We start from the raw sequence: 25,805 nt of genomic DNA on the forward strand, positions 1-25,805 counted from the left end.
CGTAAAAAAGTAGAAAAAATAAGGAATCGAGTGCATTGGTGAATCCTAGCACAGTCACCACCCCTGGAGCAAGAAAGTTGCTCCGGCGATCCCTGCAGGATTTTTCGCGCCCGAAGGATTTCCTACGCTCCCCCAGCCTTTTCCATGCGATCCGGACGTTCCGCATGAATTGATGGGTGAATCCTAGCACGCCCCCCGCCCTCCACGGCCAGAAAATTGCTCCGGCGACTCCCGAAGGATTTTCCGCGCGGGCCGGGTTTCACGCCGGGGTTCGCGCTCCGGACATTTCCAGTCAATTGATTCGTGCTGAAATCATTCTATAATGCATCATTCGCCAAGAGATCATTTCATATGCACACATCCAGGAGACCCTCTATGAAAACCGCACTGAAACCCTGGCTGCTGGCCGCGGCCGCCGCCTGCGTCCTGGGCCCCGGCGCCGCCGCGCAGGCGGCCGACCTCGACGCCCTGCGCAACGGCGGCACGCTGCGCGTGGCCATCGCCAACGAGATCCCCTACGGCTATATGGACCTGAACGGAGAAGCCAAGGGCGTGGGACCGGACGTGGCCAAGCACATCGCCAAGGCCCTGGGCATCGGCAAGATCGAATGGACCACCACGGCCTTCGGCTCGCTGATCCCCGGCCTGCAGGCCGACCGCTACGACATGGTGGCCGCCGAGATGGCCATCCTGCCGCAGCGCTGCGAGCAGGTGCTCTATTCCGAGCCGAACAGCTCCTATGGCGAGGGCCTGCTGGTCGCCAAGGGCAACCCGAAGAACCTCCACGACTATGAGAACTTCGCCGCCTCGGACCACAAGATCGCCATCATGGCCGGCGCCGACCAGCTGGAGATCCTGCAGGCGCTGAAGGTGCCCGCCAGCCGCATCGTCACCATCGCCAACAACGCCGACGCCATCTCCACGGTGACCACCGGGCGCGCGGACGGCTACGCCGCCACCAGCCTCACCGTCGGCGAACTGGCCGCCAAGAGCCGGGGCAAGGCCGAGGCCGCGCGCGACTTCAAGGACCCGGTGGTGGACGGTCAGCCCGTGCGCAGCTGGGGCGGCTTCGCCTTCTCCAAGGATTCGGGCGCGCTGCGCGACGCCGTGAACCAGGAGCTGGCGAAATTCAAGAAGACCGAGGACTGGAAGAAGATCATGAGCGGCTACGGCTTTTCCGCCGAGGACGCCTCGCAGTCCTTCGAGCGCAGCACGGCGCAGCTCTGCGCCGGGTAAGGCCGGTCCGCGCTCCGCATGGATTGGCTGTCCTACCTGAACCCCCTGATGCAGGGCGCCTGGGTCACGATCCGGCTGGCCCTGTATTCCACCCTGCTGGGGGGGCTGTTCTCCTTCCTGTTCGGCATCGGCCGCCTGTCCCGGTCCGCGCCCTGCCGCTGGGCCTCGATCGCCCTGATCGAGGTCTTCCGCGGGACCTCGCTGCTGGTGCAGCTGTTCTGGCTGTTCTTCGCCCTGCCGGTGCTGGGCCAGGCCCTGGGCGTGGACCTGCGCCTGCCGCCGGTGGTGGCGGGCACGCTGGCCCTGAGCCTGAACATCGGCGCCTACGGGGCCGAGGTGGTGCGCGGCGCCATCCAGGCCGTGCCGCGCAGCCAGCACGAGGCGGCCAAGGCGCTGGATTTCACGCCGCGCCAGATCCTCTGGCGCATCGCCATCCCGCAGGCCGTGCCGGAAATGATGCCCAGCTTCGGCAACCTGGCCGTGCAGAACCTGAAGGACACGGCCCTGGTCTCGCTCATCGGCCTGGGCGACCTGGCCTTCCAGGCCGAGCGCGTGCGCAACTTCACCCAGGACAGCATCGGGGTCTACACCCTGCTGCTGCTGATGTATTTCGGCATGGCGCTGGTGCTGGCCGGGCTGATGCGGCTGCTGGAAACCCGCGTCGGGCGCTGGCGCCCCAAGGGGATCTGAATGCTCTTCGGCATCGAATGGAACACGGCCAACGACTGGATCTTCGCCTGGTCGATCCTGCCCATCCTGCTGCGCGGCCTGGTCGTCACGATCGAGGCCACCCTGCTGGGCTTCGTCGTCGGCGCCGCGCTCGGCCTGGTGCTGGCGGCCCTGAAGAGCGTGCGCTTCCGGCTGATCGCCTGGCCGGCGCGGGTGTTCACGGAATTCCTGCGCGACACCCCGCTGCTGGTGCAGCTGTTCTTTCTCTACTACGTGCTGCCGGAATACGGGCTGGTGCTGCCCGCCTTCCTGACGGGCGCGCTGGCGCTGGGGGTGCAGTACAGCGCCTACATGTCCGAGGTCTACCGCGCCGGGCTGGAATCGATCAGCCGGGGCCAGACTGAGGCCGCGCGCGCCCTGGACATCTCGCCCCTGCGCACCTTCGCGGTCATCGTCCTGCCCCAGGCCATCCCCCGCATCATCCCGGCCCTGGGCAACTACCTGGTGTCCATCATGAAGGACGTGCCGGTGCTGTCCGTGGTGTCCATCCTGGAAATGCTCAACGTCGCGCGCATCATCGGCGACCGCAGCTTCAACTACATGGTGCCGCTGACCCTGGTGGGCGTGCTCTACCTGATCCTGACCCTGGTCGCCTCGGCCGGCGTGCGCCTGCTGGACGAACGCCTGCCCAAGCGCGGCATCCCCCTACGCTGAACCGACATGAACGACGCCTCGAATCCTTCCGTCCCGGCCGATCCCATCATCGTCATGGACCAGGTCGTCAAGCGCTTCGGCGACGCTCTGGTGCTCGACCACCTGGACTTCCAGGTGGCCAAGGGCGAGAAAGTCACCATCATCGGCCCCTCGGGCTCGGGCAAGTCCACGGTGCTGCGCATCCTGATGACGCTGGAGACCATCGACGCGGGCATGATCCACGTGGCCGGCAAGCCCCTGTGGCACGAATACCGCGACGGCCGCCCCGTGCCCGCGGGGGAAGCCCACCTGCGCGCCATGCGCAAGGAAATGGGCATGGTGTTCCAGCAGTTCAATCTGTTTCCCCACATGACGGTGCGGCGCAACGTCACCGAATCGCCCATCCACGTGCTGGGCCTGCCGAAGGACGAGGCCGAGCGGCGCGCCCACGAATACCTGGACCTGGTCGGCATGACCGAGCACGCCGACAAGTTCCCCAGCCAGCTCTCCGGCGGCCAGCAGCAGCGCGTGGCCATCGCCCGCGCGCTGGCGATGCGGCCGAACATCATGCTGTTCGACGAGCCGACCTCGGCCCTGGACCCGGAGCTGGTGGGCGAGGTGCTGACCGTGATCCGCCGCCTCTCCGAGGAGCACGACCTGACCATGCTGCTGGTCACCCACGAGATGGAATTCGCCCGCCAGATCTCGGACCGGGTGTGCTTCTTCGACCGCGGCGTGATCGTGGAGCAGGCGCCGCCCGAAGTCATGTTCGCCGAGCCGCGGGAAGAGCGCACCCGGGAGTTCCTGAAGAACTTCCTTGACGCCCGCCAGGGCGCCTGAGGGGCGGGGGTCCGCTAGGCCGCCGCCCGCAGCGGCGTCAGCGGCTCGGCCGAACGCCGCGCCGCGATGTGCTCGGGCCGGGGCTTCATGCCATGGAACGGCGCCTGCAGGCGGTTCTCCACGCTGTTGTAGACCATGAAGACGTTGCTGCGCGGCCAGGGCGAGAGATTGCCGGCCGAGCCGTGCAGCGTGTTGCAGTCGAAGAACACCACCGATCCGGCGGGCGCGATCGCCGCCTCCAGCCCGCCGCGCTCCGCCAGCAGGCGCAGGCTGACGGGATCGGGCACCCCGACTTCCTGGCGGCGCAGCGAGGTGCGGTAGTGGTCTTCCGGCGTCTCGCCGACGCAGGCCACGAACTGCCGGTGCGAGCCCGGGATCAGCATCAGCGGCCCGTTGAAGGCCGTGTTGTCCGTCAGCAGCACCGAGCAGCTCAGCGCCCGCATCGCCGGCATGCCGTCTTCCACGTGCCAGGTCTCGAAGTCCGAATGCCAGTAGAACTCCTTGCCGTCGAGCGCGGGCTTCATGTTCACCCGCGACTGGTGGATGTAGACCTCGGAGCCCAGGATCTGGCGCGCCACGTCCAGCAGGCGGGGATCGCGCGGCAGCTCGGCCAGCCGCCGCCCCAGCTCGTGCACGCGGAAGATCGAGCGCAGCGCCGTGCCGCCCGGCTCGCGGATCACCTCCTCGCCCTCGCGCACCGCCGGATCGTGCTCCAGCGCCTGGGCTTCCTCGCGCAGCGCCTGGATCTCCGCGGCGCCGAACACGCCAGGCAGGATCAGGAAGCCGTCCCGTTCGTAGGCCTGCAGCTGCCCCTCGTCGAGCGCATCGGCATAGCGGCCCTCGCCATACACCACGGGCTCGCCGCGCGCGATCAGCGCCGCGTCCCGCCCCGTCCGTGATACGTAGAAATCCTTCATCTCGTCATCGTCTCCCATGAAAGGCCCCGGTCAGGCGCCGGCGGCATCCGCCGCCAGCGGATAGACGCCGGAGGCGTCGTGGACCTCGCGGCCCGTCAGCGGCGGGTTGAACACGCAGATCACCCGCAGCGGCCGCTCGCCGCCGCGCAGCCAGTGCTCGTCGTGCCGGTCCAGGGCGTAGACCACGCCGGGGCCCAGGGCGTACCTGCGGCCGTCGGCGATGGTCTCGATCTCGCCGTCGCCCTCGATGCACCAGACGGCCTCCAGGTGATTGCGGTAGTGGATGTGCGTCTCGGTCCCCGGGAAGATCACCGTCTCGTGGAAGGAGAACCCCATGCCGTCGGCGGCCAGCAGCACCCGGCGGCTGGTCCAGTTGTCCGTGACGATTTCCTGGTCCGTCCCGATGACGTCCCTGACGTTGCGCACGATCATTGCCCGCCTCCCGCGACCTTCAGCGTGCGGGTCGGGCGGCCCGCGCCGGCCAGGACCTCGCCCACGCTGCGCTCGATGATCTGCAGCCCCTGCTGCAGCAGTTCGCGCGGGATGGTCAGGGCCGGCAGCACCTTCAGCACCTCGTCGTGCGCGCCCGAGGTCTCGATCACCACGCCCTGCTCGAAGGCCCGGCGCGCGATCCGGCCGGCCAGGCCCTCGCCCACCGGCGCGACCAGGCCCTGGATCAGCCCGCGCCCGCGCACCCCCAGGCCCGCGTCGCGGCAGCTGTGCGCGAGGTTTTCCAGCCAGTCGCGCACCAGGCGCTCCTTGGCCGCGACCTCCTCGCTCAGCGCGCCGTCGGCCCAGTAGGTCTCCAGCGCCTGGGCCGCCGTGACGAACGCCAGGTTGTTGCCGCGGAAGGTGCCGCTGTGCGCGCCGGGTTCCCAGACGTCCAGTTCGCGGCGCAGCAGCACCAGCGACATGGGCAGTCCGAAGCCCGACAGGGACTTCGACAGCGTGACGATGTCCGGCGAAATCCCCGCCGCCTCGAAGCTGAAGAAACTGCCGGTGCGCCCGCATCCCACCTGGATGTCGTCCACGATCAGCAGCATGTCGTGGCGCCGGCACAGGCGTTCGAGCTCGCGCAGCCAGCGCTGCGAGGCCACGTTCACTCCGCCCTCGCCCTGCACCGTCTCGACGATCACCGCCGCCGGATGATCCAGGCCGCTGCTGGGATCGTCCAGCATGCGTTCCAGGTAGGCCATGGTGTTCACGTCCGGGCCGAAGTAGCCGTCGTAGGGCATGAAGCTGATGTTGCCCAGGGCCACGCCGGCGGCCTTGCGGAATTTCCGGTTGGCGGTGGCCGCCAGCGAGCCGCCGGACACGCCGTGGAAGCCGTGGGTGAAGGAGATCACGTTCTGGCGGTTCTTGACCTGGCGCGCGATCTTGAGCGCCGCCTCGACCGCGTTGGTGCCCGTGGGGCCGGTGAACTGCAGCACGTAGTCCAGCCCGCGCGGTTCGAGCACCAGCCGGGCCAGCGTCTGCATGAAGTATTTCTTGGCGCTGGTGGCCATGTCCAGGCCGTGCGTCACGCCGTCGGCCTCCAGGTACGCCATCATGCGCTCGCGCAGGACCGGGTTGTTGTGCCCGTAGTTCAGGGTGCCCGCGCCGCTGAAGAAGTCGATGTAGCGGCGGCCGTCCTCGTCATACAGTTCCGAGCCGCGCGCCTTGCTGAAAATGACCGGAAACGACCGGACGTAGCCTCTGACTTCCGACTCCATCCGGTCGAAGATTTTCAAGTCCATGGGGTCCTCCTTTTCATCGTTCATGGAATCCGGTCCGCTCCGGGGACCGGCGGGGTGAGCGGGCCGATGCGCAGCAGCGGCTCGGCCTCGTGCGCGTCCGCGCCGAACAGCGCGGCGTCGAACAGGGCCGTCTCGCCCAGCGGCGCGCCCAGGCGGGCGGCCAGCCGGGAAAACAGCCTGCGGGAGGCCCGGTTTGCGGGCCCCACCGTGGTCTCGATCCAGCGTGCCGGGCGCGGCGCCCGGCGCGACAGCAGGCCCAGCAGCATGCCCAGGCCCAGTCCCCGGCCGCGCGCCCGGGGATCCACCGCCACCTGCCAGACGAACAGCGTGTCGTCCCGGCCCGGCGGGCGGTAGCCCGTCGCCATCCCCAGCAGGCCGGCCGCATCCTCGGCCAGGATGCAGGTATCGGAGAAATGCTCCGCCAGGAGCAGGTAGAGATAGACGGAATTCAGGTCCAGCGGCGGGCAGCGCGCCACCAGGTCCCGCAGGGCCGGCCCGTCCGCGCGGGCCGGCGGGCGCAGCCGCGCCCCGGTGTCCGGCGTCGGTCCCGCGGTCAAACCACCAGCCCGGATTCGGGCGCGACGCTGCCCACGGGAACGTCCAGCATGGGGGACTGCGGATCGGCCGCATGCGCCAGCCCGGTGCCGGATTCGATCAGGCCCACCACGCGCTCGAGCGACAGGGTGATGGTGGCCTGCTCCAGCTCGGGCAGCGCCTGCAGCGCCTCGGCGAGCTTCTGCTGCAGCGGCGAGGGCGTGTCGCGCGCCAGGTCGCGCCCGGCGTCGGTGGCGCTGACGAACACGATGCGGCGGTCGGCGCGGCCGCGCTCGCGCACGATCAGACCCTTGTCCTCCAGCCGGTCGAGGATGCCCACGACCGTGCTGGCGCTGACGTGGACTTCGCGGCTGATGGCCGTGGCCGTCATCGGCCCTTTCTCGATCACGGTCCGCAGGCAGACCAGCTGGGGGCCGGTGATGTGGCTGCAGGCCGACAGCTGCCGGGAATGCAGGGCCACGGCCCGGGTGATGCGGCGCAGGGCCCGCAGGATCCGCAGGTCGTAGGCCTGCTGCGCATCCGTCTGGTTGTTCATGGCGATGGAAGATCCTCAGGAAATTAATTTCTATTGAAATGATAAGGCCATGAATCATGCGGGTCAACAGGAAACGGGGAGCGGAAGCGGAAGCGGCGCTCTCCGGAACGGGAGGAAGCGCTCTCCGGAACGGGACGCTGCACGCTCCGGCACGCCGCCGGATACATCACAAGGCCATGTAAATCGATCCACTACCCATCATTTTCAAATGATATTTGCTATGAAGAATCATTCTCGTTAACATTTCGCCCATTCATGTTCCTGAATGAATGCTGAACGAACACCGACCACCGCCTGGAGACCATCTGAAGTTCATTTGAAGAGCGTCCGAGGGTCACCCGGCGATTTCCCTGGCCACCATCCGGCGATCGCCCAGCGGTCCCCCGGCGATCACCCGGCTTTTTCAACCCATCCGGCCCCGCGCCCCGACACCATGCCTCCCATTCTCCGCCCCGTTCCGCTCGCCCTCGTCCTCGCCCTGCCATCCGGGCTGCTGCCCCTGGCGGCCTCGGCGCAATCCGACGTGAAGCAGCTCGACCAGGTCGTCGTCACCGCCACCGGCTACGAGCAGGCCGTCGAGGACGCGCCCGCCTCCATCAGCGTCCTGCCGCGCGAGGAACTCGAAAAACGGTCCTACCGGGACATCACCGACGCCCTGAAGGACGTGCCCGGCGTGGTCGTCACCGGCGGGGCGAGCTCCAGCGACATCAGCATCCGCGGCATGTCCTCGGCCTACACCCTGATCCTGATCGACGGCAAGCGCCAGAACTCCCGCGAGACCCGCCCCAACAGCGACAACGCCGGCATCGAGCAGGGCTGGCTGCCGCCGCTGCAGGCGATCGAACGCATCGAGGTCATCCGCGGCCCGATGTCCTCCCTCTACGGCTCGGAGGCCATGGGCGGAGTGATCAACATCATCACGCGCAAGGTCCACAAGGAATGGACCGGCTCCGTGCGCGCCGAGGGCACCTTCCAGGAAGACCGCGATTCCGGCGACATCCATCAGGGCAGCGTCTATCTGGCGGGCCCCATCCAGGAGGACCGCCTGGGCCTGCAGTTCTACGGCCAGCAGGTCCGCCGCCAGGAGGACGAGATCCTCAACGGCTTCAACCGGCAGGACACCCGCTCCGGCACCCTCAAGCTGACCCTGACGCCCAACGCCGACCACGACCTGGTCGCGGAAGTCGGCCGCACCCTGCAGACGCGCACCGCCACGCCCGGCAAGACGGTCGCGCGCGAGAACTGCGCGCGCGGCGCGTGCACGCCCAACGTCCTGTCCGAGTCCAAGTACGCGCGCGACCTCTATTCCCTGCGGCATGCCGGCCGCTGGGGCTGGGCCACCTCGAACACCTACGTCCAGCGCGACGAAACGGCCAACCCCGGCCGCGACATGTTCCTGACGAACACCGAATTCAACACCCAATGGACCCTGCCCCTGGCCAGCCACACGCTGACCGGCGGCTTCCAGTTCCTGCGCGAGGAGCTGCGGGACGGCGGCAACCAGTACGCCGCCAGCGTGAACCGCCTCGAACGCAAGCAGTGGGCCGTGTTCGCCGAGGACGAATGGTCGCTGACGGAACGCTTCGCCCTGACGGGCGGGCTGCGCATGACCCACGACGAGCACTACGGCAGCCACTGGACGCCGCGCCTGTACGGCGTCTGGCACGCGAGCGACACGCTCAGCGTCAAGGGCGGCGTGTCCACCGGTTTCAAGGCGCCCGGCCTGCGCCAGGCCGTGGCCGACTGGGGCCAGATTACCGGCGGCGGCGGCGTCCCCGCGATCATCATGGGCAACCCCGACCTGAAACCGGAAAAAAGCCTCAGCCAGGAACTGGGGGTGGTCTGGGACAACCGCAGCAACCTGAGCGCCAGCCTCACCCTGTTCAACACCGACTTCAAGGACAAGATCGCCGAAGTCCGCACCTGCACGGATCCCGCCAACCAGCCGAACTGCCACGTCCAGCCGGGCGACCAGGGCTACAAGTTCATCAGCGAGCGCATCAACGTGGACAAGGCCGTGATGCGCGGGGTGGAAGCCACCGCGACCTGGTCCGTCACCGAACGCCTGCGCCTGGCCGCGAACTACACCTATACCCACTCGAAGCAGAAGAGCGGGCCGTTCGAGGGCCAGCCGCTGAACAAGATGCCGCGCCACATGGCCAACGCGACCCTGGACTGGGACGCCACGGAACGCATCGGCCTGTGGTCGCGGGTCAACTTCCGCGGCCGCACGTCCGAATACCTGAGCCGCACCGCCATGGCCGACGGCACCCCGTCGCACACCTTCGTCGACGTCGGGCTGAACTACCGCCTGAACAAGCACACGAGCTTCGGCGTCGGGGTCTACAACGTCCTCGACAAGCGCATCGACTACGAGGACTTCGACACGGTGCTCGACGGCCGCCGCTACTGGGCGCAGATGACCGTCGGCTTCTGACGGCCCCTGCAAAAAAGGCCTCCGCAACGGACTTGCGGAGGCCTTTTTGGCCGCCTTTCCCCCGGGCCGGGCAAGCCGGCCGGGGGGACCGATGCCCCGGGGATCGGTGCCCCGGGGCATCGATGGCCCCGGGGTTCAATGCCCCGAATGCGGGTCGATCGGCTCGTCGCTGTGGAAGATCGCGGGGTCTTCCTTGCCCTTCACGGTGAGGAACCCGGCCAGGCCCTTCTCCATGCGCGACAGGGCGTGGTCCACCAGCATGTAGCGGCCCGGGTAGTCGGTCTTGAACTCCACCATCGTGGCCCCGCCCGGCGGCACCAGCGTCGTCTGCACGTCGGTCAGGGGCTTGCTGGTGAGGGAAGCCTGGTCATAGACGCGGTCGAAGACCTCGCCGATGAGGTGCAGGCTGGAGGTCAGGTTCGGCCCGCCGACGCCGAAGAAGATCCGCACCGTGTCCCCGACCTTGGATTCCATGTTGTAGATCTTGGTCAGCGAGTCCATGGCACCGTTGAACATCATGTGCTCGGGATTTTCCGCCAGCAGCTTCTCCAGCGAGAATTCCTGCAGGCCGCTGCTGCCGTGCGCCTGGGCGGTGTAGAGCTCGCCCTGCATGACGTAGAACTCGCGGTCCACCTTGGACAGGCCGCCCTCGGGCTCGACCAGGATCATGCCGTACATGCCGTTGGTGATGTGCTGGGCCACCATCGGCGTGGCGCAGTGGTAGACGAACAGGCCGGGGTGCAGCGCCTTGAAGGAGAAGGACTTGGTCTGGCCCGGCGGCACCTGGGTCACGGCGGCCCCGCCGCCCGGCCCGGTGACCGCGTGGAAGTCCACCGAGTGGATGTGGGTGCTGTCCTTGGCGTTGGACACGTTGACCGTGACGTCGTCGCCGACCCGCACCCGGATGAACGGCCCCGGCACCTTGTTGTTGAAGGTCCAGAAGCGGTAGGTGCTGTTGTCGCCCAGGCGGCCCTCGACTTCCGTGGTGAGCAGGTCCACCGTGATCTTCTGCGGCCCGCGCTTGCCCACCGGCGTGCCGACGATGGACGGATCGTGCGCGATCTGCGGCGCCTCGACCTTGGCTTCCTGGGACGGTTCGCCCACGATCAGCTTGCCGACCATGCCCGCCGCCTTGTGGCCCGGCAGCGTGCACAGGTATTCGAAGGTGCCGTTCTTGGCCGCGCGGAACACGATGGCCGTGGCCGCGTTCTTGCCCGAGATCTGGTCCGAATGCGCATGGAATTCCGGCACCGCGATGTCGTGGGTCGCGCCGTCGGCGTTGATGAGGTTGATCTGCACCACCGCCCCTTCGGGCACCTTCAGATCGGGATTGACCGCATCGGCGATCGGCCCGCGCTCGCCGATGAACACCAGCTTGCCGCCGGAGATCGACGTGCGCAGCGTGAAGATGACGTCCGGCTTGTAGGTCACCGCCTGGCTGCCGCCCGACGCATCGTCATGGTCGGCCCACGCCGTACCCGCCAGCCCCAGGCCGGCCACGCACAGCAGGAAGCCGCCCAGCAATCGCCCGAAAAGATTCATGATTTCCCCTGATTGATTGAAGACGAAATATTTTCTGCCTGGATATTGTAGGCCCGCACTTTCTCTGTCAATCTACTATACGGTAACACCCCGTCAAGCGTGGGGAAACAGGCGCGAAAAGCCGACAAATCTCAAGTTTCGCGCCCGGCCTGCCGGAAAAGGATAGTCCAGACCCCAAATGTTCCGGCAAAGAACTTATAATCCCTCACGAGATCAGGGGCCTTTCCCTGGCGCTCATTTTTTTTGGCAGGTTCTAATTTTGCTGGCTGACCCTCCCTCTTCCGGGCCGATCCGCAGGATCAACGCGCCCCGGCGCATTGCCGTGGCGCCCGAGTCGACGCGATGTTCCACCTGCATGCTGAATGCCATCTGCCTGCCGCTGGGCATGACGCGCCAGGACGTGGCCAAGATGGACGAGCTGATCAAGGAACGCTTCCGCCTGCCCAAGGGCGGCACGCTGTACCGCCAGGGCGACGTCGCCGATGCCATCTACGGCCTGCGCTCCGGCTCGATCAAGACCCAGATCGAGGACGCCAACGGCCAGGTGCAGATCACCGGCTTCCTGCTGCCCGGCGAAGTCCTGGGCCTGGACGGGCTGATGACCGACCAGCAGGTGTCCCACGCCATCGCGCTGGAAGACTCCGAGGTCTGCATCATCCGGCTGGACGAAATGGACCAGCTGGCGCCCCAGCTGCCTTCGCTGCAGCGCCAGCTGCGCCGCCTGATGAGCAAGGAGATCGGCCGCTCGCACCAGCTGCTGCTGGCGCTGGGCAGCCTGCGCTCGGAGCAGCGCCTGGCGGCCTTCCTGCTGAACCTGTCCCAGCGCCTGCAGGTGCTGGGCTATTCGCCCTACGAATTCATCCTGCGCATGAGCCGCGAGGAAATCGGCAATTTCCTGGGCCTGACGCTGGAGACCGTCAGCCGGCTGTTCTCGCGCTTCGCCCGCGAGGGCCTGATCCGGGTCCAGCAGCGCGAGGTCCACATCCTGGACATGGCCGGCCTGCAGGCCCTGTCGGGCACCGACTGCAGCTAGGCCCTTTTCGCCGCCGGGCCGCCCCAAGGCGAAAAGCGCCCCCTCGGGGGGATGAGCCTGGACGCGGGGCAGTCCCTGCGGACTGGCCTGCGCCTGGTGAATCCGAGCGGCATGCAGGCCGCGAGGTGGATGCAAGCGGCCGTAGGCTGCGCAGCGTGGGGGCTCTTTATTCCACGGGATCGCCGAATTCGTCCAGCTCCACCCCGCGCGGGGCGATGCGCAGCGTCAGCGCGCTGGACAGGGCCGCCATGATCCAGAAAATGAAGAAGCCCACGGTGTACACCGTGAGGCGGCCCGCGCGCAGGTATCCCAGGAACACGACGTCCAGGGGATCGACCAGCGCGAACACGACCGCGCTCGCGGCGCCCGCCATGAGAAAGGACGGCCAGAGTATCCACATCAGATTGCGTGCGTGCAAGGCCTGTCTCCCATACGTGAACAGTGAATTCAGCGCTGCGCCGCCGGGGCCGGGGGCGCGGCCACGACCAGGCCCTGCCGGACCCCGCCATCGATGATAGCCTGATCGCCGTAAGACTGGAACGCCAGCACGATGGTGATGACGCAGCCGACCACTGCCACGGCGGGGCCCAGGATCAGCAGCCAGGGCCAGCGATGGCGCCACCAGGGCTGGCCTTCGGACAGTCCGTCCGTCTCGCGTGTCTTCGATGTCATGGTGTTTTCCTCTCGGGACCTAGTTCGGTACATAGAAGCTGGACTGCTCGATCACCGAGGCGGCCTCGCCGGAACCGCGCTCGCCGCGGGTCTCGAACTGGATGTCGTACAGGCCGGGCTTGAGCCCGTCGGCGGGCGCGCGCAGCACCACCGGCACCAGCCGGGTGGCCGAGCCCTCGACCCGCACCCGGGTGGCGCCCTGGTCGGCGGTCTGCAGCGCCAGGCCCGGCACGCCGGTGGCGCGCAGGTCCAGTTCGATCGGGCTTTCGTCCGAATTGATGATCTGCAGCCGGTAGACGTTCTCGATCAGACCGCCGGCGACCTCGCGGCCCAGCGCGCCCCGGTCGCGGATCACGTCCACCCGCAGCGTGGTGCGCGTGGCCAGCGAGAACACGAACGCGACGGCGATGGCCCCCAGCAGGGCCGAATAGGCCAGCACGCGGGGACGCAGCATGCGGCGGCGCACCTGCGACTGGCTCAGGCGTTCCGTGATGGCGTTGCCGGAGGTGTAGCGGATCAGGCCGCGCTCGTAGCCCATCTTGTCCATCACCGTGTCGCAGGCATCGACGCAGGCGCCGCAGCCGATGCACATGTACTGCAGGCCGTCGCGGATGTCGATGCCGGTGGGACAGACCTGCACGCACAGGCTGCAGTCCACGCAGTCGCCCATGCCGGCTTCCTTGTGGTCGATCTTGCGCGAGCGCCCGCCGCGCGGCTCGCCGCGCACGTGGTCGTAGGTCACGACGAAGGTGTCGTCGTCCACCATCACGCTCTGGAAGCGCGCGTAGGGGCACATGTACTTGCACACGGCCTCGCGCATGAAGCCGGCGTTGCCCCAGGTGGCGAAGGCGTAGAACAGCATCCAGAACCACTGCCAGGGGCCGAGGTCGAAGGCCATCAGGTGCGCGCCCAGGTCGCGGATCGGCGCGAAATAGCCGATGAAGGTATAGCCCGTCCACAGGGCCAGGGCGACCCAGAGGAAATGCTTGGTGGCCTTGATGCGCAGCTTGCGCAGGTTCCAGGGCTGCTCGTCCAGGCGGATGCGCGCCAGGCGGTCGCCTTCGACCCGGGCCTCGATCCACATGAAGAGCTCGGTGTAGACCGTCTGCGGACAGGCGTAGCCGCAGAACAGCCGCCCGGCCATGGCGGTGAACAGGAACAGGGCGAAGGCCGACAGCACCAGCAGCACCGTCAGGTAGATCACGTCCTGGGGCCACAGCACCATGCCGAACAGGTAGAACTTGCGCGCCCCCAGGTCGAACAGCACCGCCTGGCGGCCGTTCCATTCGATCCAGGGCAGGCCGTAGAAGACCAGCTGGGTCAGGAACACCATCAGCACGCGGATGCGCGCGAAGTTTCCCTGGACGGAGCGCGGGTAGATCTTGGAGCGGACCTCGGCGAGCGCCTTTTCCACCTGCGGCGAGGCGCCTCCCCCCGAGCCCTTGCGGATCCTGCGCGCGGGCTGCCAGGCCGGGGCATCGCGCGGCGTCTGCGCTGCGGCCTGTTGCGGGGGTTCCTTCTGCATGATGTCCTCGGTCCCTGGATGACTGGTCTGTGTGACAGGCTCTTATGGTTGATATGAGAGGGTCGGCCGGCCCCGTCGCGGGGCCGGCCGGCGGTCTAGCGGTTGGACTGGCTCCACACCCAGGCCGTCAGCAGGCGGATCTGCTCGGGCGTGAGGTGTTCCTTCTGGGCCGGCATCTGGTTGTCGCGGCCCTTCAGGATGGTCTCGACGATGGTGGCCTCCGAGCTGCCGTACAGCCAGACGTCGTCGGTCAGGTTGGGCGCGCCCAGGGCCTGGTTGCCCTTGGCGTCGGCGCCGTGGCAGGCCACGCAGTAGGTCTCGAAGCCGCGCCGGCCGGCATTGACGCGCAGCGGGTCGTGCGCCAGCCCCGACAGCGAGCGGACGTACTGGGCGATGGCGGAGGCCTCTTCGGGCTTGATCGCCGCGCTCCAGGCCGGCATCACGCCGTGGCGGCCTTCCGTGATGGTCTGCTGGATCTGTTCCGGCGCGCCGCCGTACAGCCAGTCGCCGTCGGTCAGGTTGGGGAAGCCGCGGCCGCCCCTGGCGTCCGAGCCGTGGCACTGGGCACAGTTGTTCAGGAACAGCCGCTGGCCGATGTCCTGCGCCTGGGCGTCGCGCGCGATGTCCGGGATCGGCATGTCGCGGAAGCGCTCGTACACGGGCTGGATGCGCGCATTGAACGCTTCCTGTTCCTGCAGGACCTGCTTGCCGGCCGTGAAGCCGAGCGTGCCCTTCCAGGTGCCCAGGCCGGGATACAGCACCAGGTAGCCCAGCGCGAAGATGCACAGGCCCAGGTACATCACCGTCCACCAGCGCGGCACGGGGTTGTTCAGCTCGGTCAGGTCGCCGTCCCAGACGTGACCGGTGTTCTCGACCTGCTCGACGTTGCGCTTGAGCCAGGCGCGCTGCGAGAACAGCAGGTACACGCACCAGGCGATCCCGCCCAGGGCGATGACCGCGATGTAGTAGCTCCAGAAACTGCTGACGAAATCACTCATTTGATTCCCCGGTATTCTTGTCGTTCTGATATTCCTCGGGCAGGGCGAAGGGCAGCATCGCCGCCTGCCGGTTGGCCTCGGCGCGATGCGTCGACCAGGCCCACCACACGATGCCCAGGAACGTCGCCATCCCCAGCGCCGTCACGATCCCGTTGATGATGCCGAGCATCTCAGCGCCCTCCGTCGACCATGGACTGCTGCGCGGCGGCGCGCCCGCCCACGCCCAGGCCCTGCAGGTAGGCCACGACCGCGTCTTCCTCGGTCTTGCCCTTGAGCTGCCCGGGCGCGGCGGCGATGTCCTCGTCCGTGTAGGGCACGCCCAGGGTGCGCAGCACCTTCATGCGTTCCTGGACGTCGGCGCCCTCGACCGAGTTCTTCTGCAGCCAGGGATAGGCCGGCATGTTGGATTCCTTGACCACGTCGCGCGGATTGCGCAGGTGGATGCGGTGCCATTCGTCGGAATAGCGCTGGCCGACGCGGGCAAGATCCGGACCCGTGCGCTTGGAGCCCCACAGGAAGGGGTGGTCGTAGACCGATTCCGAGGCGATGGAATACGGGCCGTAGCGCTGGACTTCGGACTGCAGCTTGCGGATCTGCTGGGAATGGCAGCCCACGCAGCCTTCGCGGATGTAGACGTCACGGCCCACCAGCCGCAGCGCCTCGTAGGGCTTGACGCCCTCGACCGCCGTGGTGGTGGAGTGCTGGTAGAACAGCGGGATGATCTGCACCAGGCCGGAGAACGACACCACCAGGATGCTGAAGAAGATCAGCAGGCCGACGTTGCGCTCCAGCATTTCATGGGAGAAGCGTTTCTTGGTACCAGACATGGTCACAACTCCTTAGGCCGATGCCGGCACGGCGGTTTGGGGAACGGCGTGTGCGTGCGGGGTTTCCAGGGGCACCACCGGATTGACCCGGGGCTGGCCGCGCACCGTCAGCCAGGTGTTCCAGGCCATCAGGCCCATGCCCGACAGGAAGAACAGGCCGCCGATCATGCGGATGGTGTAGAACGGGTAGGTGGACTTCACGACCTCGACGAAGCTGTAGGTCAGCATGCCGTCCTCGCCCGTGGCGCGCCACATCAGGCCCTGCATCACGCCGGCGATCCACATCGCGGCGATGTACAGCACCACGCCCAGCGTCGCCAGCCAGAAGTGCAGGTTGATGTAGTCCGGGCGGGCCATGCTTTCGCGGCCGTACAGGCGCGGGATCAGGTAGTACAGCGAGCCGAAGGTGATCATCGCCACCCAGCCCAGGGCGCCGGCGTGCACGTGGCCGACCGTCCAGTCGGTGTAGTGCGACAGCGCGTTGACCGTGCGGATGGACATCATGGAGCCCTCGAAGGTCGCCATGCCGTAGAAGGACAGCGCCACCACCAGGAACTTCAGGATCGGGTCGGTGCGCAGCTTGTGCCAGGCGCCCGAGACGGTCATGATGCCGTTGATCATCCCGCCCCAGGACGGCGCGAGCAGGATCAGCGAGAACGCCATGCCCAGCGACTGGGTCCAGTCGGGCAGCGAGGTGTACAGCAGGTGGTGCGGACCGGCCCACATGTAGGTGAAGGCCAGCGCCCAGAAGTGCACGATCGACAGGCGGTAGGAATAGATCGGGCGGCCGGCCTGCTTGGGCACGAAGTAGTACATCATGCCCAGGAAGCTGGTGGTCAGGAAGAAGCCCACGGCGTTGTGGCCGTACCACCACTGCACCATGGCGTCCTGCACGCCGGCGTAGGCGGAATAGGACTTCCACAGCGACACCGGCAGTTCGAGGTTGTTGAAGATGTGCAGGAGGGCGATCGTCAGGATGTAGGACCCGAAGAACCAGTTCGCCACGTAGATGTGCCTGACGCGGCGCTTGGCGATGGTGCCGAAGAACACGATGGCGTAGGCCACCCAGACCAGCGTGATCAGGATGTCGATGGGCCATTCGAGTTCGGCGTATTCCTTGGTCGAGGTATAGCCCAGGGGCAGGGTGATCACCGCCCCGACCAGCACGGCCTGCCAGCCCCAGAAGGTGAAGGCGGCGAGCTTGTCGGAGAACAGGCGGACCTGACAGGTACGCTGCACGACGTAGTAGGACGTGGCGAACAGGGCGCTGCCGCCGAAGGCGAAGATCACCCCGTTGGTGTGCAGCGGCCGCAGCCGCCCGTAGCTGAGCCACGGCGTGTTGAAGTTCAGTTCCGGCCAGATCAGCTGCGAAGCGATCAGCACGCCGACAGCCATGCCCACCACGCCCCAGAAGATCGTGGCGATGGTGAACTGTCGGACGACGCCGTAATTGAAGGTTTCGGCCGGTGTTCCGGCTGTACCGGTCGTGCCCATAAGCGTTCCCCTCAGAACAAGGTTAATAAGTGAATTTTTGAAAAGCTGAATAATCCCCTACCCGCCTCGAAACCTCCTTGATTTAGGTCAAGGCCCCCCGGGGTGGGCGTGATCGTCATCGTCCAGGATGGCGGAGGCCGCATCCCGGGTGTCGTCGAACTGGCCGGCGAAGATCGCCCACCAGAACGCCACGCCGATTCCCAGGACGAACAGCAGGGAAATCGGCAGAAGCAGGAACAGCGCGTCCATGGCGGCCTCAGACGGGCTGGGCGGCCGCCCGCCGCCCGGCCACGCCGCCGCCGGCCGGGCGCACCAGGCGCCAGGCGTTGGCCGCGACGGCCAGGGAGGACAGCAGCATGGTGATGGCGGCCACCCAGGGCTGCACCCAGCCGACGGCCGCCAGCGGCGCCATCAGCAGATGCCAGGCGAGGGATCCATGGAGATTCTGGCGCGCGATGCGCCGCATGGCGCGATCCAGCGCGGCGGGGTCGCGCACCCCGTCCGCGCCCGCGCGCAGGCGCGCCGCATGGCGGGCGGCCAGGGCGGCCGGCACCGACATGGAGAGCGCACAGGGACAGCTTATGACCAGCAGGGCGACCGTCACGGCGAGGGCCTGGCCGGGCTGCGCGTGCCACCAGTACAGGCCGACGGCGGCGGCCAGCAGGATCTGCGCGCAGACGAACCAGAAGGCCAGGCGGTCGGCCGAGCGCAGCAGCGCGGCGTCCCGGGCCTCGGGGGACTGGCCGCTGACGGCCTGCCGGGCACAGGTCTCCAGGAAACGGGCCGTCAGCAGGAAGGCCACGAACATGGACACCGAATCGAAATAGACTTCGCCCGTGTCGCGCCAGGTGGCGGCCACGCTGGGCACGAAGGCGGCGAGGATGCCCAGCGCCACGGGCACGTCCATGCCGATGCGCCGCCGCGACAGCGAGCGCCAGGCGCCGCGCCACACTGGCCAGGCACAGTACAGGACCAGCGGGACGCAGAGCACCAGGCTGAGCCAGTTCATCAGCACGATGGCCTGCTCCAGGGACTGCTGGGCGTCGGGCGCGCGCGCGCCGTGGCGCAGGTACCCCGGGAAGGCCAGCATCATGACCTGCATCATCACCAGCCAGGCCAGCCCGGTGCGGGCGAGCATGTGCCGCCGGGCGCGGCGCATGGCATCGGACATGTTCGGCGGAGGGGTGAATAGAGAGGGGCTGCGCATGGGGTGGACTATAGCCACGAGCCGGGATGTGAACCTTGATACAGATCAAAACTTATTTTTCACCCCGGCCACGGCCCGGGACCCGCCAGGCACCCAAAAAAAACGGGAAGGCATCCGCCTTCCCGAAAGCACACCGCAGGGGAGCCCCTCGCTCCTCCTCGCGGCCCGCAGGCCGCTCGGATTCGCCTGGCGCGGACCCGTCCTCAGGAGGACTCATCCGCGCCCGGGCCCATCCCTGCCCTCTCTCAACTCGTCTCTCTGCGTTCAGGCCGCCCGGGATCAGGCCACCTGGGTTTCATGCGCCTGGTCGAACTGGGCTTCCTCGGTCGAGCCGGTCAGCGCCGTGGTGGACGACTGGCCGCCCTCGATGGTCTGGGTCACGGCGTCGAAATAGCCCACGCCCACTTCGCGCTGGTGCTTGACCGCGGTGAAGCCCTTGTCCGCCGCGGCGAATTCCTTCTGCTGCAGTTCCACGAAGGCGCTCATCTGGGTGCGGGCGTAGCCGTGGGCCAGCTCGAACATGCTGTAGTTCAGGGCGTGGAAGCCGGCCAGCGTGATGAACTGGAACTTGTAGCCCATGGCGCCCAGCTCGCGCTGGAACTTGGCCACCGTGGCGTCGTCCAGGTTCTTCTTCCAGTTGAACGAGGGCGAGCAGTTGTAGGCCAGCATCTTGCCCGGGAACTGGCGGTGGACGGCCTCGGCGAACTTGCGCGCGTATTCCAGGTTGGGCGTGGAGGTCTCGCACCAGATCAGGTCGGCGTAGGGCGCGTAGGCCAGGCCGCGGGAAATCGCCTGGTCCAGGCCGGCGCGAGTGCGGTAGAAGCCTTCCACGGTGCGCTCGCCGGTGACGAAGGGCGCGTCGTTCTCGTCGATGTTGCTGGTGAGCAGGTCGGCGGCCTCGGCGTCGGTGCGCGCCACCAGCAGGGTCGGCACGTTCAGCACGTCGGCCGCCAGGCGGGCCGACACCAGCTTGGCCACGGCCTCGCGGGTGGGCACCAGCACCTTGCCGCCCATGTGGCCGCATTTCTTCACGGAGGCCAGCTGGTCCTCGAAGTGCACGCCGGCGGCGCCCGCCTCGATCATGGACTTCATCAGCTCGAAGGCGTTCAGCACGCCGCCGAAGCCGGCTTCGGCGTCGGCCACGATCGGGGCGAAGTAATCGATGTAGCCGGCGTCGCCCGGGTTCTTGCCTTCCATCCACTGGATCTGGTCACAGCGGGTCAGCGTGTTGTTGATGCGCTTGACCACGCTGGGCACGGAGTTGGCCGGGTACAGCGACTGATCCGGGTACATTTCGCCGGCGTTGTTGGCATCGCCCGCCACCTGCCAGCCCGACAGGTAGATGGCCTTCAGGCCGGCCTTGACCTGCTGCATGGCCTGGTTGCCGGTCAGCGCGCCCAGCGCGTTGACGAAGTCCTCGGTGTGCAACAGATCCCACAGCCGTTCGGCGCCGCGGCGCGCCAGCGTGTGCTCCACCACCACCGAGCCGCGCAGCCGCACCACTTCGTCGGCGCCGTAGCCCCGCTTGATGCCTTGCCAGCGGGCGTCCTCGGCCCAGCTGCGTTGCAGATTGCGCACTTCGGTTTCGCGAGAGGTCATGATGATGCTCCTGAGAAGAAAAAATGGATCGTCGATGGGAAACAGTCTACGCCGATGATGCGCTGCACACATGACTTCTATCTTATATAAGATAGAAAATTTTTCTCTTTATAATCATATTGTTAACATTTTTATTCCATGTCATGAAATTATATTTCTGACAATGAAAAGGGGGAAAGGGCAGCGCAGCATTTCTCTTTCACATCATGAAATAAAAATGCCATCATGTGAAAAACGACCCGGGCGGCGCGGGCGGCGGCGGTAGAATGGGAGCGCCGTCCCCCCTGCGGGACACCAGACCGTCTTTTCCCCACGCCATGAACCCCGATTCCCTTTCCGCCAGCCCACTGGGACGCTCCACCCCGGGTTCGGCCCACTACGACCCGGCCCTGCTGTTTCCCATCGCCCGCGCCGACACACGCGCCGGGCTGGACCTGCCCCAGGCGACCCATGGTGCCGACATCTGGAACGCCTACGAGCTGTCCTGGCTGAACGCCAAGGGCAAGCCGGTCGTGGCGATCGGCCGCTTCACCGTCCCGATGGACAGCCCCAGCCTGATCGAATCCAAGTCGCTCAAGCTCTACCTGAACAGCTACAACGAGGAACGCTTCGAGTACGCGGACATCGTGCGCCAGCGCCTGCACACCGACCTGTCGCGCGCCTGCGGCAAACCGGTGCACGTGGAGATCCTGTCGGTGCGCCCGGCCTTCGAGCTCAGCTGCGCGCCGCTGCGCGGCACCTGCATCGACGACCAGGACCTGGATTTCGAGGCCGGCCGGACGCCGCGGCCCGACAGCCTGGTGCTGTCGGAGCCCGCCCCCTTCGTGCGCGAGGTCCTGGTGTCCGAGCTGCTGAAATCCAACTGTCCCGTGACCGGGCAGCCGGACTGGGCCAGCCTGCAGATCCGCTACGCCGGCCCGCGCATCGACCACGCCGGGCTGCTGCGCTACATCGTGTCCCTGCGCCAGCACCAGGAATTCCACGAGCTGTGCGTGGAAAAGATCTACGGGGAAATCATGCGGCGCTGCGCGCCCGAGGAACTGCTGGTCTACGCGCGCTACACCCGGCGCGGCGGGCTGGACATCAATCCCTGGCGGGCCAGCCACCAGCCCACCGACATCGGCCAGACGCGCACGCTGCGGCAGTAAAGAGGCACCGGAAGCGCGCCGGGCGCGCCGAAGGGCGCCGGGGATGGCGAGGAATGCCGGAAGCGCGGGCCGCACGCCTGGAGAGGCGGGCGGCGCGGCCCGCCCCGGGGCGGCCTAGGACCGGTCGCGGATCTCCGGCCAGGCCTTTTTCAGGTAGTAGCACATCGACCAGACCGTGAGGATGGCGGCGATCACGATCAGGACTTCGCCGACGATGTGGGTGGGCACGCCTTCCAGGGGCTGCCAGTACAGCAGGCAGGGGATGGCGACCATCTGCGCGGCGGTCTTGAACTTGCCCAGCCAGTGGACCGCTACGCTGCTGCTGGCGCCGATCTTCGCCATCCATTCGCGCAGGGCGGAAATGGTGATTTCCCGGCCGATGATCACCAGGGCGATGAGGGAATCGACGCGGTCCAGGTTCAGCAGGATCAGCAGCGCCGCGCAGACCATCAGCTTGTCGGCCACCGGGTCCAGGAACGCGCCGAAGGCCGAGGTCTGGTTCCAGCGCCGCGCCAGCCAGCCGTCGAGCCAGTCGGTGACGGCGGCCACGATGAAGGCCAGGGCGGCGGCCGTGTCGCGCCAGCCGGATCCGGTCCAGGCGTCCGGCAGGTAATACAGCCCCACGATCAGGGGGATCATGGCGATGCGCAGCCAGGTCAGGGCGATGGGGATATTGAGCGGCATGATAAGCGTAATACTACCTGAAGGAACCGCCCGCCGCCCGCACACTGGCCCGCCCCCGGCCCGCGGCACGCCCCATGCAGCCGCCAGGCCCGGCGAAATGCGCGGCGCCCCTACCGCAGCGCGTGGTAGATGCGCTCGGCCAGGGCTTCCGAGATCCCCTCGACGCTGCGCAGTTCGTCGATGCTGGCGTCGGCCACCCCGCTGAAGCCGCCGAAGCGCGCCAGCAGGTTCTGGCGCCGCTGCTTGCCCACGCCCTCGATGTCCTCCAGGCGCGAAACGTTGCGCGCCTTGGCCCGCCGGGCGCGCATGCCGGTGATGGCGAAGCGGTGGGCCTCGTCGCGGATCTGCGCCACCAGCATCAGGGCGGCCGATTCCACCCCCAGCGCCACCGGCGGGCGGCCGTCGACGAAGACCAGGGTCTCCAGGCCGACCTTGCGGTGGTCGCCCTTCTTCACCCCGACGATGCGGCTGACGTCCAGGCCCAGCTCGACGAAGACCTGGCGCGCGACCCCGACCTGGCCCTCGCCGCCGTCGATCAGCACCACGTCGGGCATCTCGGTCTCGCCGTCGGCCACCCGCGCGTAGCGCCGCGTCAGCGCCTGGCGCATGGCGGCGTAGTCGTCGCCCGGCTCGATGCCGGCGATGTTGAAGCGCCGGTACAGCGAGGTCTGCATGGCGTGGTGGCGGTACACCACGCAGGACGCCTGGGTCGCCTCGCCCGAGGTATGGCTGATGTCGAAGCACTCGATGTGCAGGGCGTCGAGCGCGGCGTCGTCCGTGTCCAGGTCCAGCTCCACGGCCAGCGCCCGGGTGCGCGCCTCGCGCGCGCTGGATTCGGACAGGCGCTGCGCCAGCGCCATCCGGGCATTGCGCTGGGCCTGCTCCAGCCAGGCGCGGCGCGCGCCCTGGGGCCGGGTCAGCACGCGGATGCGGTGGCCGTGCTGCTCGGCCAGCAGCGCCGGCAGGTCGGGGTCGGACAGGGCGTGCGAGCACACCAGCACGGGCGGGGCCGGGTTGTCGGCATAGTGCTGCGCCACGAAGGCGCTCAGCACCTCCTCGGGGGATTCGTCCTGCGCCTGGGTGGGGAACAGCGGCTTGTCGCCCAGGTGCCGCCCGGCCCGCACCATCGCCAGGTTGACGCACACGCGCCCGCCCGCGGGCTCCACCGCGATGACGTCGACGCTGTCGTCGCCCACCTGCTCCATGGTCTGCTGCTGCAGGACCTTGGCCAGCGCGCGCATCTGGTCGCGCAGCACGGCGGCCTGCTCGAAGTCCTGGCGCTCGGCGGCGGCGGTCATGCGCCGCTCGATGTCGTCCATGACCTCGCTCGCCCGGCCTTCCAGGAAGCGGATGGCGCGCTCGACGTCGGCCCGGTAGTCCTCGGGCGAGATCAGGTTGACGCAGGGCGCCGAGCAGCGGCCGATCTGGTAGAGCAGGCACGGACGCGTGCGGTGGGCGTAGACGCTGTCCTCGCAGGTGCGCAGGCGAAAGACCTTCTGCAGGATCTGGATGGTCTCGCGCACCGCCCAGGAATTGGGATAGGGGCCGAAGAAGCGGCCCGGGCCGTGGGTGCTGCCCCGGTAGTACACGATGCGCGGGATCTCGTGCGCGGTGATGTGCAGGTAGGGGTAGGACTTGTCGTCCCGGAAGAGGATGTTGTAGCGCGGCTTGAGGCGCTTGATCAGGTTGTTTTCCAGGATCAGCGCCTCGGCCTCGGTGCGCGTGACCGTGATCTCGGTGCGCGCCACGCGCGCCAGCATGTGCTCGATGCGCGGGCCGTGGCCGGACTTCTGGAAATACGAGCTGACGCGGCGCTTCAGGTCGCGCGCCTTGCCGACGTACAGGACCTCGCCCTGGGCGTCGATGTGGCGGTAGACCCCCGGCAGGTGCGGCAGATCAGATAGAAAGGTTTTCAGATCGAAGGCTTCGGGCACGGAGATACCTCGGATCGGACAGCAGCCCCGTCCAGTCGGGCGCGGGCCGGGACGGCATCAGCCGCCGGATGCGGCGCGCGGCCTGGGGGTCCGGCGACCGGCCGGCCAGGGCCGCCAGCAGCTCGTCGGCCAGGTCGGGACGGTTGCAGACCAGCACCATGTCGCAGCCGGCCGCCAGCGCGGCCAGGGCCCGGGCGCGGATGTCGCCGGCCACGCTCGCGCCTTCCATGGTGAGGTCGTCGGAGAACACCACGCCGTCGTATTCCATCCGGCCGCGCAGGATGTCGGTCACCCAGCGGCGCGAGAAGCCGGCCGGCTCGGGCGCGACCCGGGGATAGATGACGTGGGCCGGCATCACGGCCGGCAGGGCCAGGTCGCCCAGCCAGCGGTACGGCGCCGCGTCCGCCTCCAGGATGTCTTCCAGCGGCCGGTCGTCCACGGGAATCGCCAGGTGGGAATCGGCCGCCACCGCGCCGTGGCCCGGGAAGTGCTTGCCGCAGGCCGCCATGCCGGCCTGGGACAGGCCCTGGATCAGCGCGCGGGCCAGCAGGGCCACGACGGCCGGGTCCTCGTGCAGCGCCCGGTTGCCGATCACCTGGCTGACGCCGTAATCCAGGTCCAGCACCGGCGTGAAGCTGAAATCCACGCCGCAGGCGCGCAGTTCGCTCGCCAGCACGAAGCCGGTCTCGGTGGCCGCGCGCAGGGCGGCCTGGGGGTCGCGGTCGTACCACTGGCCGAAGATCCGCATCGCCGGCAGCGGGGTGAAGCCGTCCGTGCGGAAGCGCTGCACCCGGCCGCCTTCGTGGTCCACGGCGATCAGCAGGGGTTCGTCGCGCGCGCCGTGGATGGCGGCGCACAGGGCCGCGAGCTGGGCCCGGTCGGAGAAATTGCGCGCGAACAGGATCACGCCGCCGACCTGCGGGTGGCGCAGGCGCGCGCGCTCGGCCCCGCTCAGTTCGAGCCCGGCCACGTCGACCATGACGGGGCCCGGAGGCATGGCGGCGCCGCCGCCGGAATGCGTGTGCTGGTGCGGGGTCATGATGCGGTGCTTTCCTTGGGGTGGAGTCCGGCGGGCAGGGCCTCGATCACGACGAAGGCCGCCACCATGTCGGCCTCGTCGGTCATGGACACGTGCGCCCGGCCGAAACGGACGGCGTACCAGTCGGCCAGGGGGCCGGACAAGCGGATTTCGGGCGCGCCGCCGGGCCGGTTCAGGATCTGCACCCGGGACCAGGTCATGGGCATGTGGATGCCCAGCCCGATGGCCTTGGAGAAGGCTTCCTTGGCCGCGAAGCGGGTCGCCAGGTAGAGGATGCCGCGGCGCGGATCGCGCGCCCGGCGGCGTCGATGGACGAGCTGCTCGTCGGCGCCCAGGATGCGGCGCACGAAGCGGTCGCCGTGCCGCGCGTAGATGCGCTCGATGCGCTCGACCCGCAGCAGGTCGGTGCCGATGCCGGCGATGGCTGCACTGGACACGGACAGGCTCCGAAGAAACGGCGGTGGAACGCTGCGCGGGCCGCCGCG

At 68.0% G+C, this 25,805-nt stretch carries 27 protein-coding genes; 7 read left to right on the forward strand and 20 right to left on the reverse strand.

Annotation, left to right across the window (positions count from 1 at the left end):
- Positions 1-375 precede the first annotated feature (375 nt).
- From ehuB to ehuA, 4 genes are read left to right on the forward strand one after another with little or no spacing between them, the layout of a single operon-like run.
- Positions 376-1,236, forward strand: coding sequence for an ectoine/hydroxyectoine ABC transporter substrate-binding protein EhuB (gene ehuB, locus HNR28_RS04090; protein WP_043681566.1), 861 nt, complete (start codon positions 376-378; stop codon positions 1,234-1,236).
- 18 nt (positions 1,237-1,254) lie between these two features.
- On the forward strand, positions 1,255-1,926 hold the full coding sequence (ehuC, locus tag HNR28_RS04095; RefSeq protein WP_043681564.1) for an ectoine/hydroxyectoine ABC transporter permease subunit EhuC: 672 nt from the start codon (positions 1,255-1,257) through the stop codon (positions 1,924-1,926).
- On the forward strand, positions 1,927-2,619 hold the full coding sequence (ehuD, locus tag HNR28_RS04100; protein ID WP_043681561.1) for an ectoine/hydroxyectoine ABC transporter permease subunit EhuD: 693 nt from the start codon (positions 1,927-1,929) through the stop codon (positions 2,617-2,619).
- 6 nt (positions 2,620-2,625) lie between these two features.
- On the forward strand, positions 2,626-3,438 hold the full coding sequence (gene ehuA, locus HNR28_RS04105; protein WP_043681559.1) for an ectoine/hydroxyectoine ABC transporter ATP-binding protein EhuA: 813 nt from the start codon (positions 2,626-2,628) through the stop codon (positions 3,436-3,438).
- A gap of 14 nt (positions 3,439-3,452) precedes the next feature.
- Here ehuA and thpD read toward each other — a convergent pair whose 3' ends face one another.
- Genes thpD through HNR28_RS04130 form a run of 5 tightly spaced genes read right to left on the reverse strand, consistent with a single transcriptional unit; the run spans position 3,453 to position 7,181 of the window.
- Positions 3,453-4,373 carry an ectoine hydroxylase gene (gene thpD, locus HNR28_RS04110; protein ID WP_242404285.1) on the reverse strand — a complete coding sequence of 307 codons (921 nt, stop codon included), beginning with the start codon at positions 4,371-4,373 and terminating at the stop codon, positions 3,453-3,455.
- 12 nt (positions 4,374-4,385) lie between these two features.
- The gene (locus HNR28_RS04115; protein WP_043681553.1) at positions 4,386-4,787 is read right to left on the reverse strand and encodes an ectoine synthase; all 402 of its coding nucleotides are present in this window, start codon (positions 4,785-4,787) and stop codon (positions 4,386-4,388) included.
- Positions 4,784-6,091, reverse strand: coding sequence for a diaminobutyrate--2-oxoglutarate transaminase (gene ectB, locus HNR28_RS04120; protein ID WP_043686219.1), 1,308 nt, complete (start codon positions 6,089-6,091; stop codon positions 4,784-4,786). The genes HNR28_RS04115 and ectB overlap by 4 nt, the downstream gene beginning before the upstream one ends.
- A 20-nt stretch (positions 6,092-6,111) precedes the next feature.
- Positions 6,112-6,648: a diaminobutyrate acetyltransferase gene (ectA, locus tag HNR28_RS04125; RefSeq protein WP_170288407.1), complete on the reverse strand. Its 537-nt coding sequence runs from the start codon at positions 6,646-6,648 to the stop codon at positions 6,112-6,114.
- On the reverse strand, positions 6,645-7,181 hold the full coding sequence (locus HNR28_RS04130) for a MarR family winged helix-turn-helix transcriptional regulator (protein WP_043681550.1): 537 nt from the start codon (positions 7,179-7,181) through the stop codon (positions 6,645-6,647). Before HNR28_RS04130 ends, ectA begins: the two co-directional genes overlap by 4 nt.
- A gap of 433 nt (positions 7,182-7,614) precedes the next feature.
- On the opposite strand from HNR28_RS04130, the gene HNR28_RS04135 reads away from it, so the two are divergent.
- Entirely contained in the window at positions 7,615-9,618 is a 2,004-nt protein-coding gene (locus HNR28_RS04135; RefSeq protein WP_052355670.1) for a ligand-gated channel protein, read from the forward strand.
- Between the two features lie 135 nt (positions 9,619-9,753).
- Here HNR28_RS04135 and nirK read toward each other — a convergent pair whose 3' ends face one another.
- Entirely contained in the window at positions 9,754-11,160 is a 1,407-nt protein-coding gene (nirK, locus tag HNR28_RS04140; protein ID WP_184142520.1) for a copper-containing nitrite reductase, read from the reverse strand.
- Between the two features lie 355 nt (positions 11,161-11,515).
- Between nirK and HNR28_RS04145 the strand changes: the two genes are divergently transcribed.
- On the forward strand, positions 11,516-12,193 hold the full coding sequence (locus HNR28_RS04145) for a helix-turn-helix domain-containing protein (protein ID WP_052355669.1): 678 nt from the start codon (positions 11,516-11,518) through the stop codon (positions 12,191-12,193).
- A gap of 166 nt (positions 12,194-12,359) precedes the next feature.
- Here HNR28_RS04145 and HNR28_RS04150 read toward each other — a convergent pair whose 3' ends face one another.
- The 10 genes from HNR28_RS04150 to aceA all read right to left on the reverse strand — a co-directional run bounded on the left by HNR28_RS04150 (position 12,360) and on the right by aceA (position 20,515).
- Positions 12,360-12,593 carry a hypothetical protein gene (locus HNR28_RS04150; protein ID WP_043681544.1) on the reverse strand — a complete coding sequence of 78 codons (234 nt, stop codon included), beginning with the start codon at positions 12,591-12,593 and terminating at the stop codon, positions 12,360-12,362.
- A gap of 47 nt (positions 12,594-12,640) precedes the next feature.
- The gene (locus HNR28_RS04155; protein WP_151023825.1) at positions 12,641-12,865 is read right to left on the reverse strand and encodes a hypothetical protein; all 225 of its coding nucleotides are present in this window, start codon (positions 12,863-12,865) and stop codon (positions 12,641-12,643) included.
- 19 nt (positions 12,866-12,884) lie between these two features.
- Positions 12,885-14,390, reverse strand: a complete 1,506-nt coding sequence (ccoG, locus tag HNR28_RS04160; RefSeq protein ID WP_151023824.1) for a cytochrome c oxidase accessory protein CcoG — start codon at positions 14,388-14,390, stop codon at positions 12,885-12,887.
- Between the two features lie 95 nt (positions 14,391-14,485).
- A complete protein-coding gene (gene ccoP, locus HNR28_RS04165; RefSeq protein ID WP_043681537.1) occupies positions 14,486-15,388 on the reverse strand; it encodes a cytochrome-c oxidase, cbb3-type subunit III in 903 nt (300 codons plus the stop codon).
- Positions 15,381-15,557, reverse strand: a complete 177-nt coding sequence (locus HNR28_RS04170) for a cbb3-type cytochrome oxidase subunit 3 (RefSeq protein ID WP_043681534.1) — start codon at positions 15,555-15,557, stop codon at positions 15,381-15,383. Before HNR28_RS04170 ends, ccoP begins: the two co-directional genes overlap by 8 nt.
- A 1-nt stretch (position 15,558) precedes the next feature.
- Positions 15,559-16,215: a cytochrome-c oxidase, cbb3-type subunit II gene (gene ccoO / locus HNR28_RS04175; RefSeq protein ID WP_043681531.1), complete on the reverse strand. Its 657-nt coding sequence runs from the start codon at positions 16,213-16,215 to the stop codon at positions 15,559-15,561.
- A 12-nt stretch (positions 16,216-16,227) separates the two neighbouring features.
- Positions 16,228-17,709, reverse strand: coding sequence for a cytochrome-c oxidase, cbb3-type subunit I (gene ccoN / locus HNR28_RS04180; protein ID WP_043681529.1), 1,482 nt, complete (start codon positions 17,707-17,709; stop codon positions 16,228-16,230).
- Between the two features lie 87 nt (positions 17,710-17,796).
- Positions 17,797-17,958 carry a cbb3-type cytochrome oxidase assembly protein CcoS gene (gene ccoS, locus HNR28_RS04185; RefSeq protein WP_043681526.1) on the reverse strand — a complete coding sequence of 54 codons (162 nt, stop codon included), beginning with the start codon at positions 17,956-17,958 and terminating at the stop codon, positions 17,797-17,799.
- A 7-nt stretch (positions 17,959-17,965) separates the two neighbouring features.
- A complete protein-coding gene (locus HNR28_RS04190; protein WP_043681523.1) occupies positions 17,966-18,916 on the reverse strand; it encodes a P-type ATPase in 951 nt (316 codons plus the stop codon).
- A 279-nt stretch (positions 18,917-19,195) separates the two neighbouring features.
- Positions 19,196-20,515: an isocitrate lyase gene (gene aceA / locus HNR28_RS04195; protein WP_151023823.1), complete on the reverse strand. Its 1,320-nt coding sequence runs from the start codon at positions 20,513-20,515 to the stop codon at positions 19,196-19,198.
- 317 nt (positions 20,516-20,832) lie between these two features.
- Between aceA and queF the strand changes: the two genes are divergently transcribed.
- Complete coding sequence (queF, locus tag HNR28_RS04200) at positions 20,833-21,663, forward strand: NADPH-dependent 7-cyano-7-deazaguanine reductase QueF (protein ID WP_043681518.1); 831 nt, start codon at positions 20,833-20,835, stop codon at positions 21,661-21,663.
- Between the two features lie 114 nt (positions 21,664-21,777).
- Here the strand turns inward: queF and pgsA are convergent, their stop codons facing one another.
- From pgsA to acpS, 4 genes are all read right to left on the reverse strand, one after another.
- Entirely contained in the window at positions 21,778-22,347 is a 570-nt protein-coding gene (gene pgsA / locus HNR28_RS04205) for a CDP-diacylglycerol--glycerol-3-phosphate 3-phosphatidyltransferase (RefSeq protein ID WP_043681514.1), read from the reverse strand.
- 110 nt (positions 22,348-22,457) lie between these two features.
- A complete protein-coding gene (uvrC, locus tag HNR28_RS04210) occupies positions 22,458-24,281 on the reverse strand; it encodes an excinuclease ABC subunit UvrC (protein ID WP_043681510.1) in 1,824 nt (607 codons plus the stop codon).
- Positions 24,244-25,320: a beta-N-acetylhexosaminidase gene (nagZ, locus tag HNR28_RS04215; protein ID WP_151023822.1), complete on the reverse strand. Its 1,077-nt coding sequence runs from the start codon at positions 25,318-25,320 to the stop codon at positions 24,244-24,246. Before nagZ ends, uvrC begins: the two co-directional genes overlap by 38 nt.
- Positions 25,317-25,757 (reverse strand): holo-ACP synthase, encoded by a 441-nt coding sequence (acpS, locus tag HNR28_RS04220; protein WP_249043870.1) that lies wholly within the window; start codon positions 25,755-25,757, stop codon positions 25,317-25,319. Before acpS ends, nagZ begins: the two co-directional genes overlap by 4 nt.
- Positions 25,758-25,805: the final 48 nt, after the last annotated feature.

This window comes from Castellaniella defragrans (assembly GCF_014203015.1).
In the GTDB taxonomy this organism is placed as follows: domain Bacteria; phylum Pseudomonadota; class Gammaproteobacteria; order Burkholderiales; family Burkholderiaceae_B; genus Castellaniella; species Castellaniella defragrans.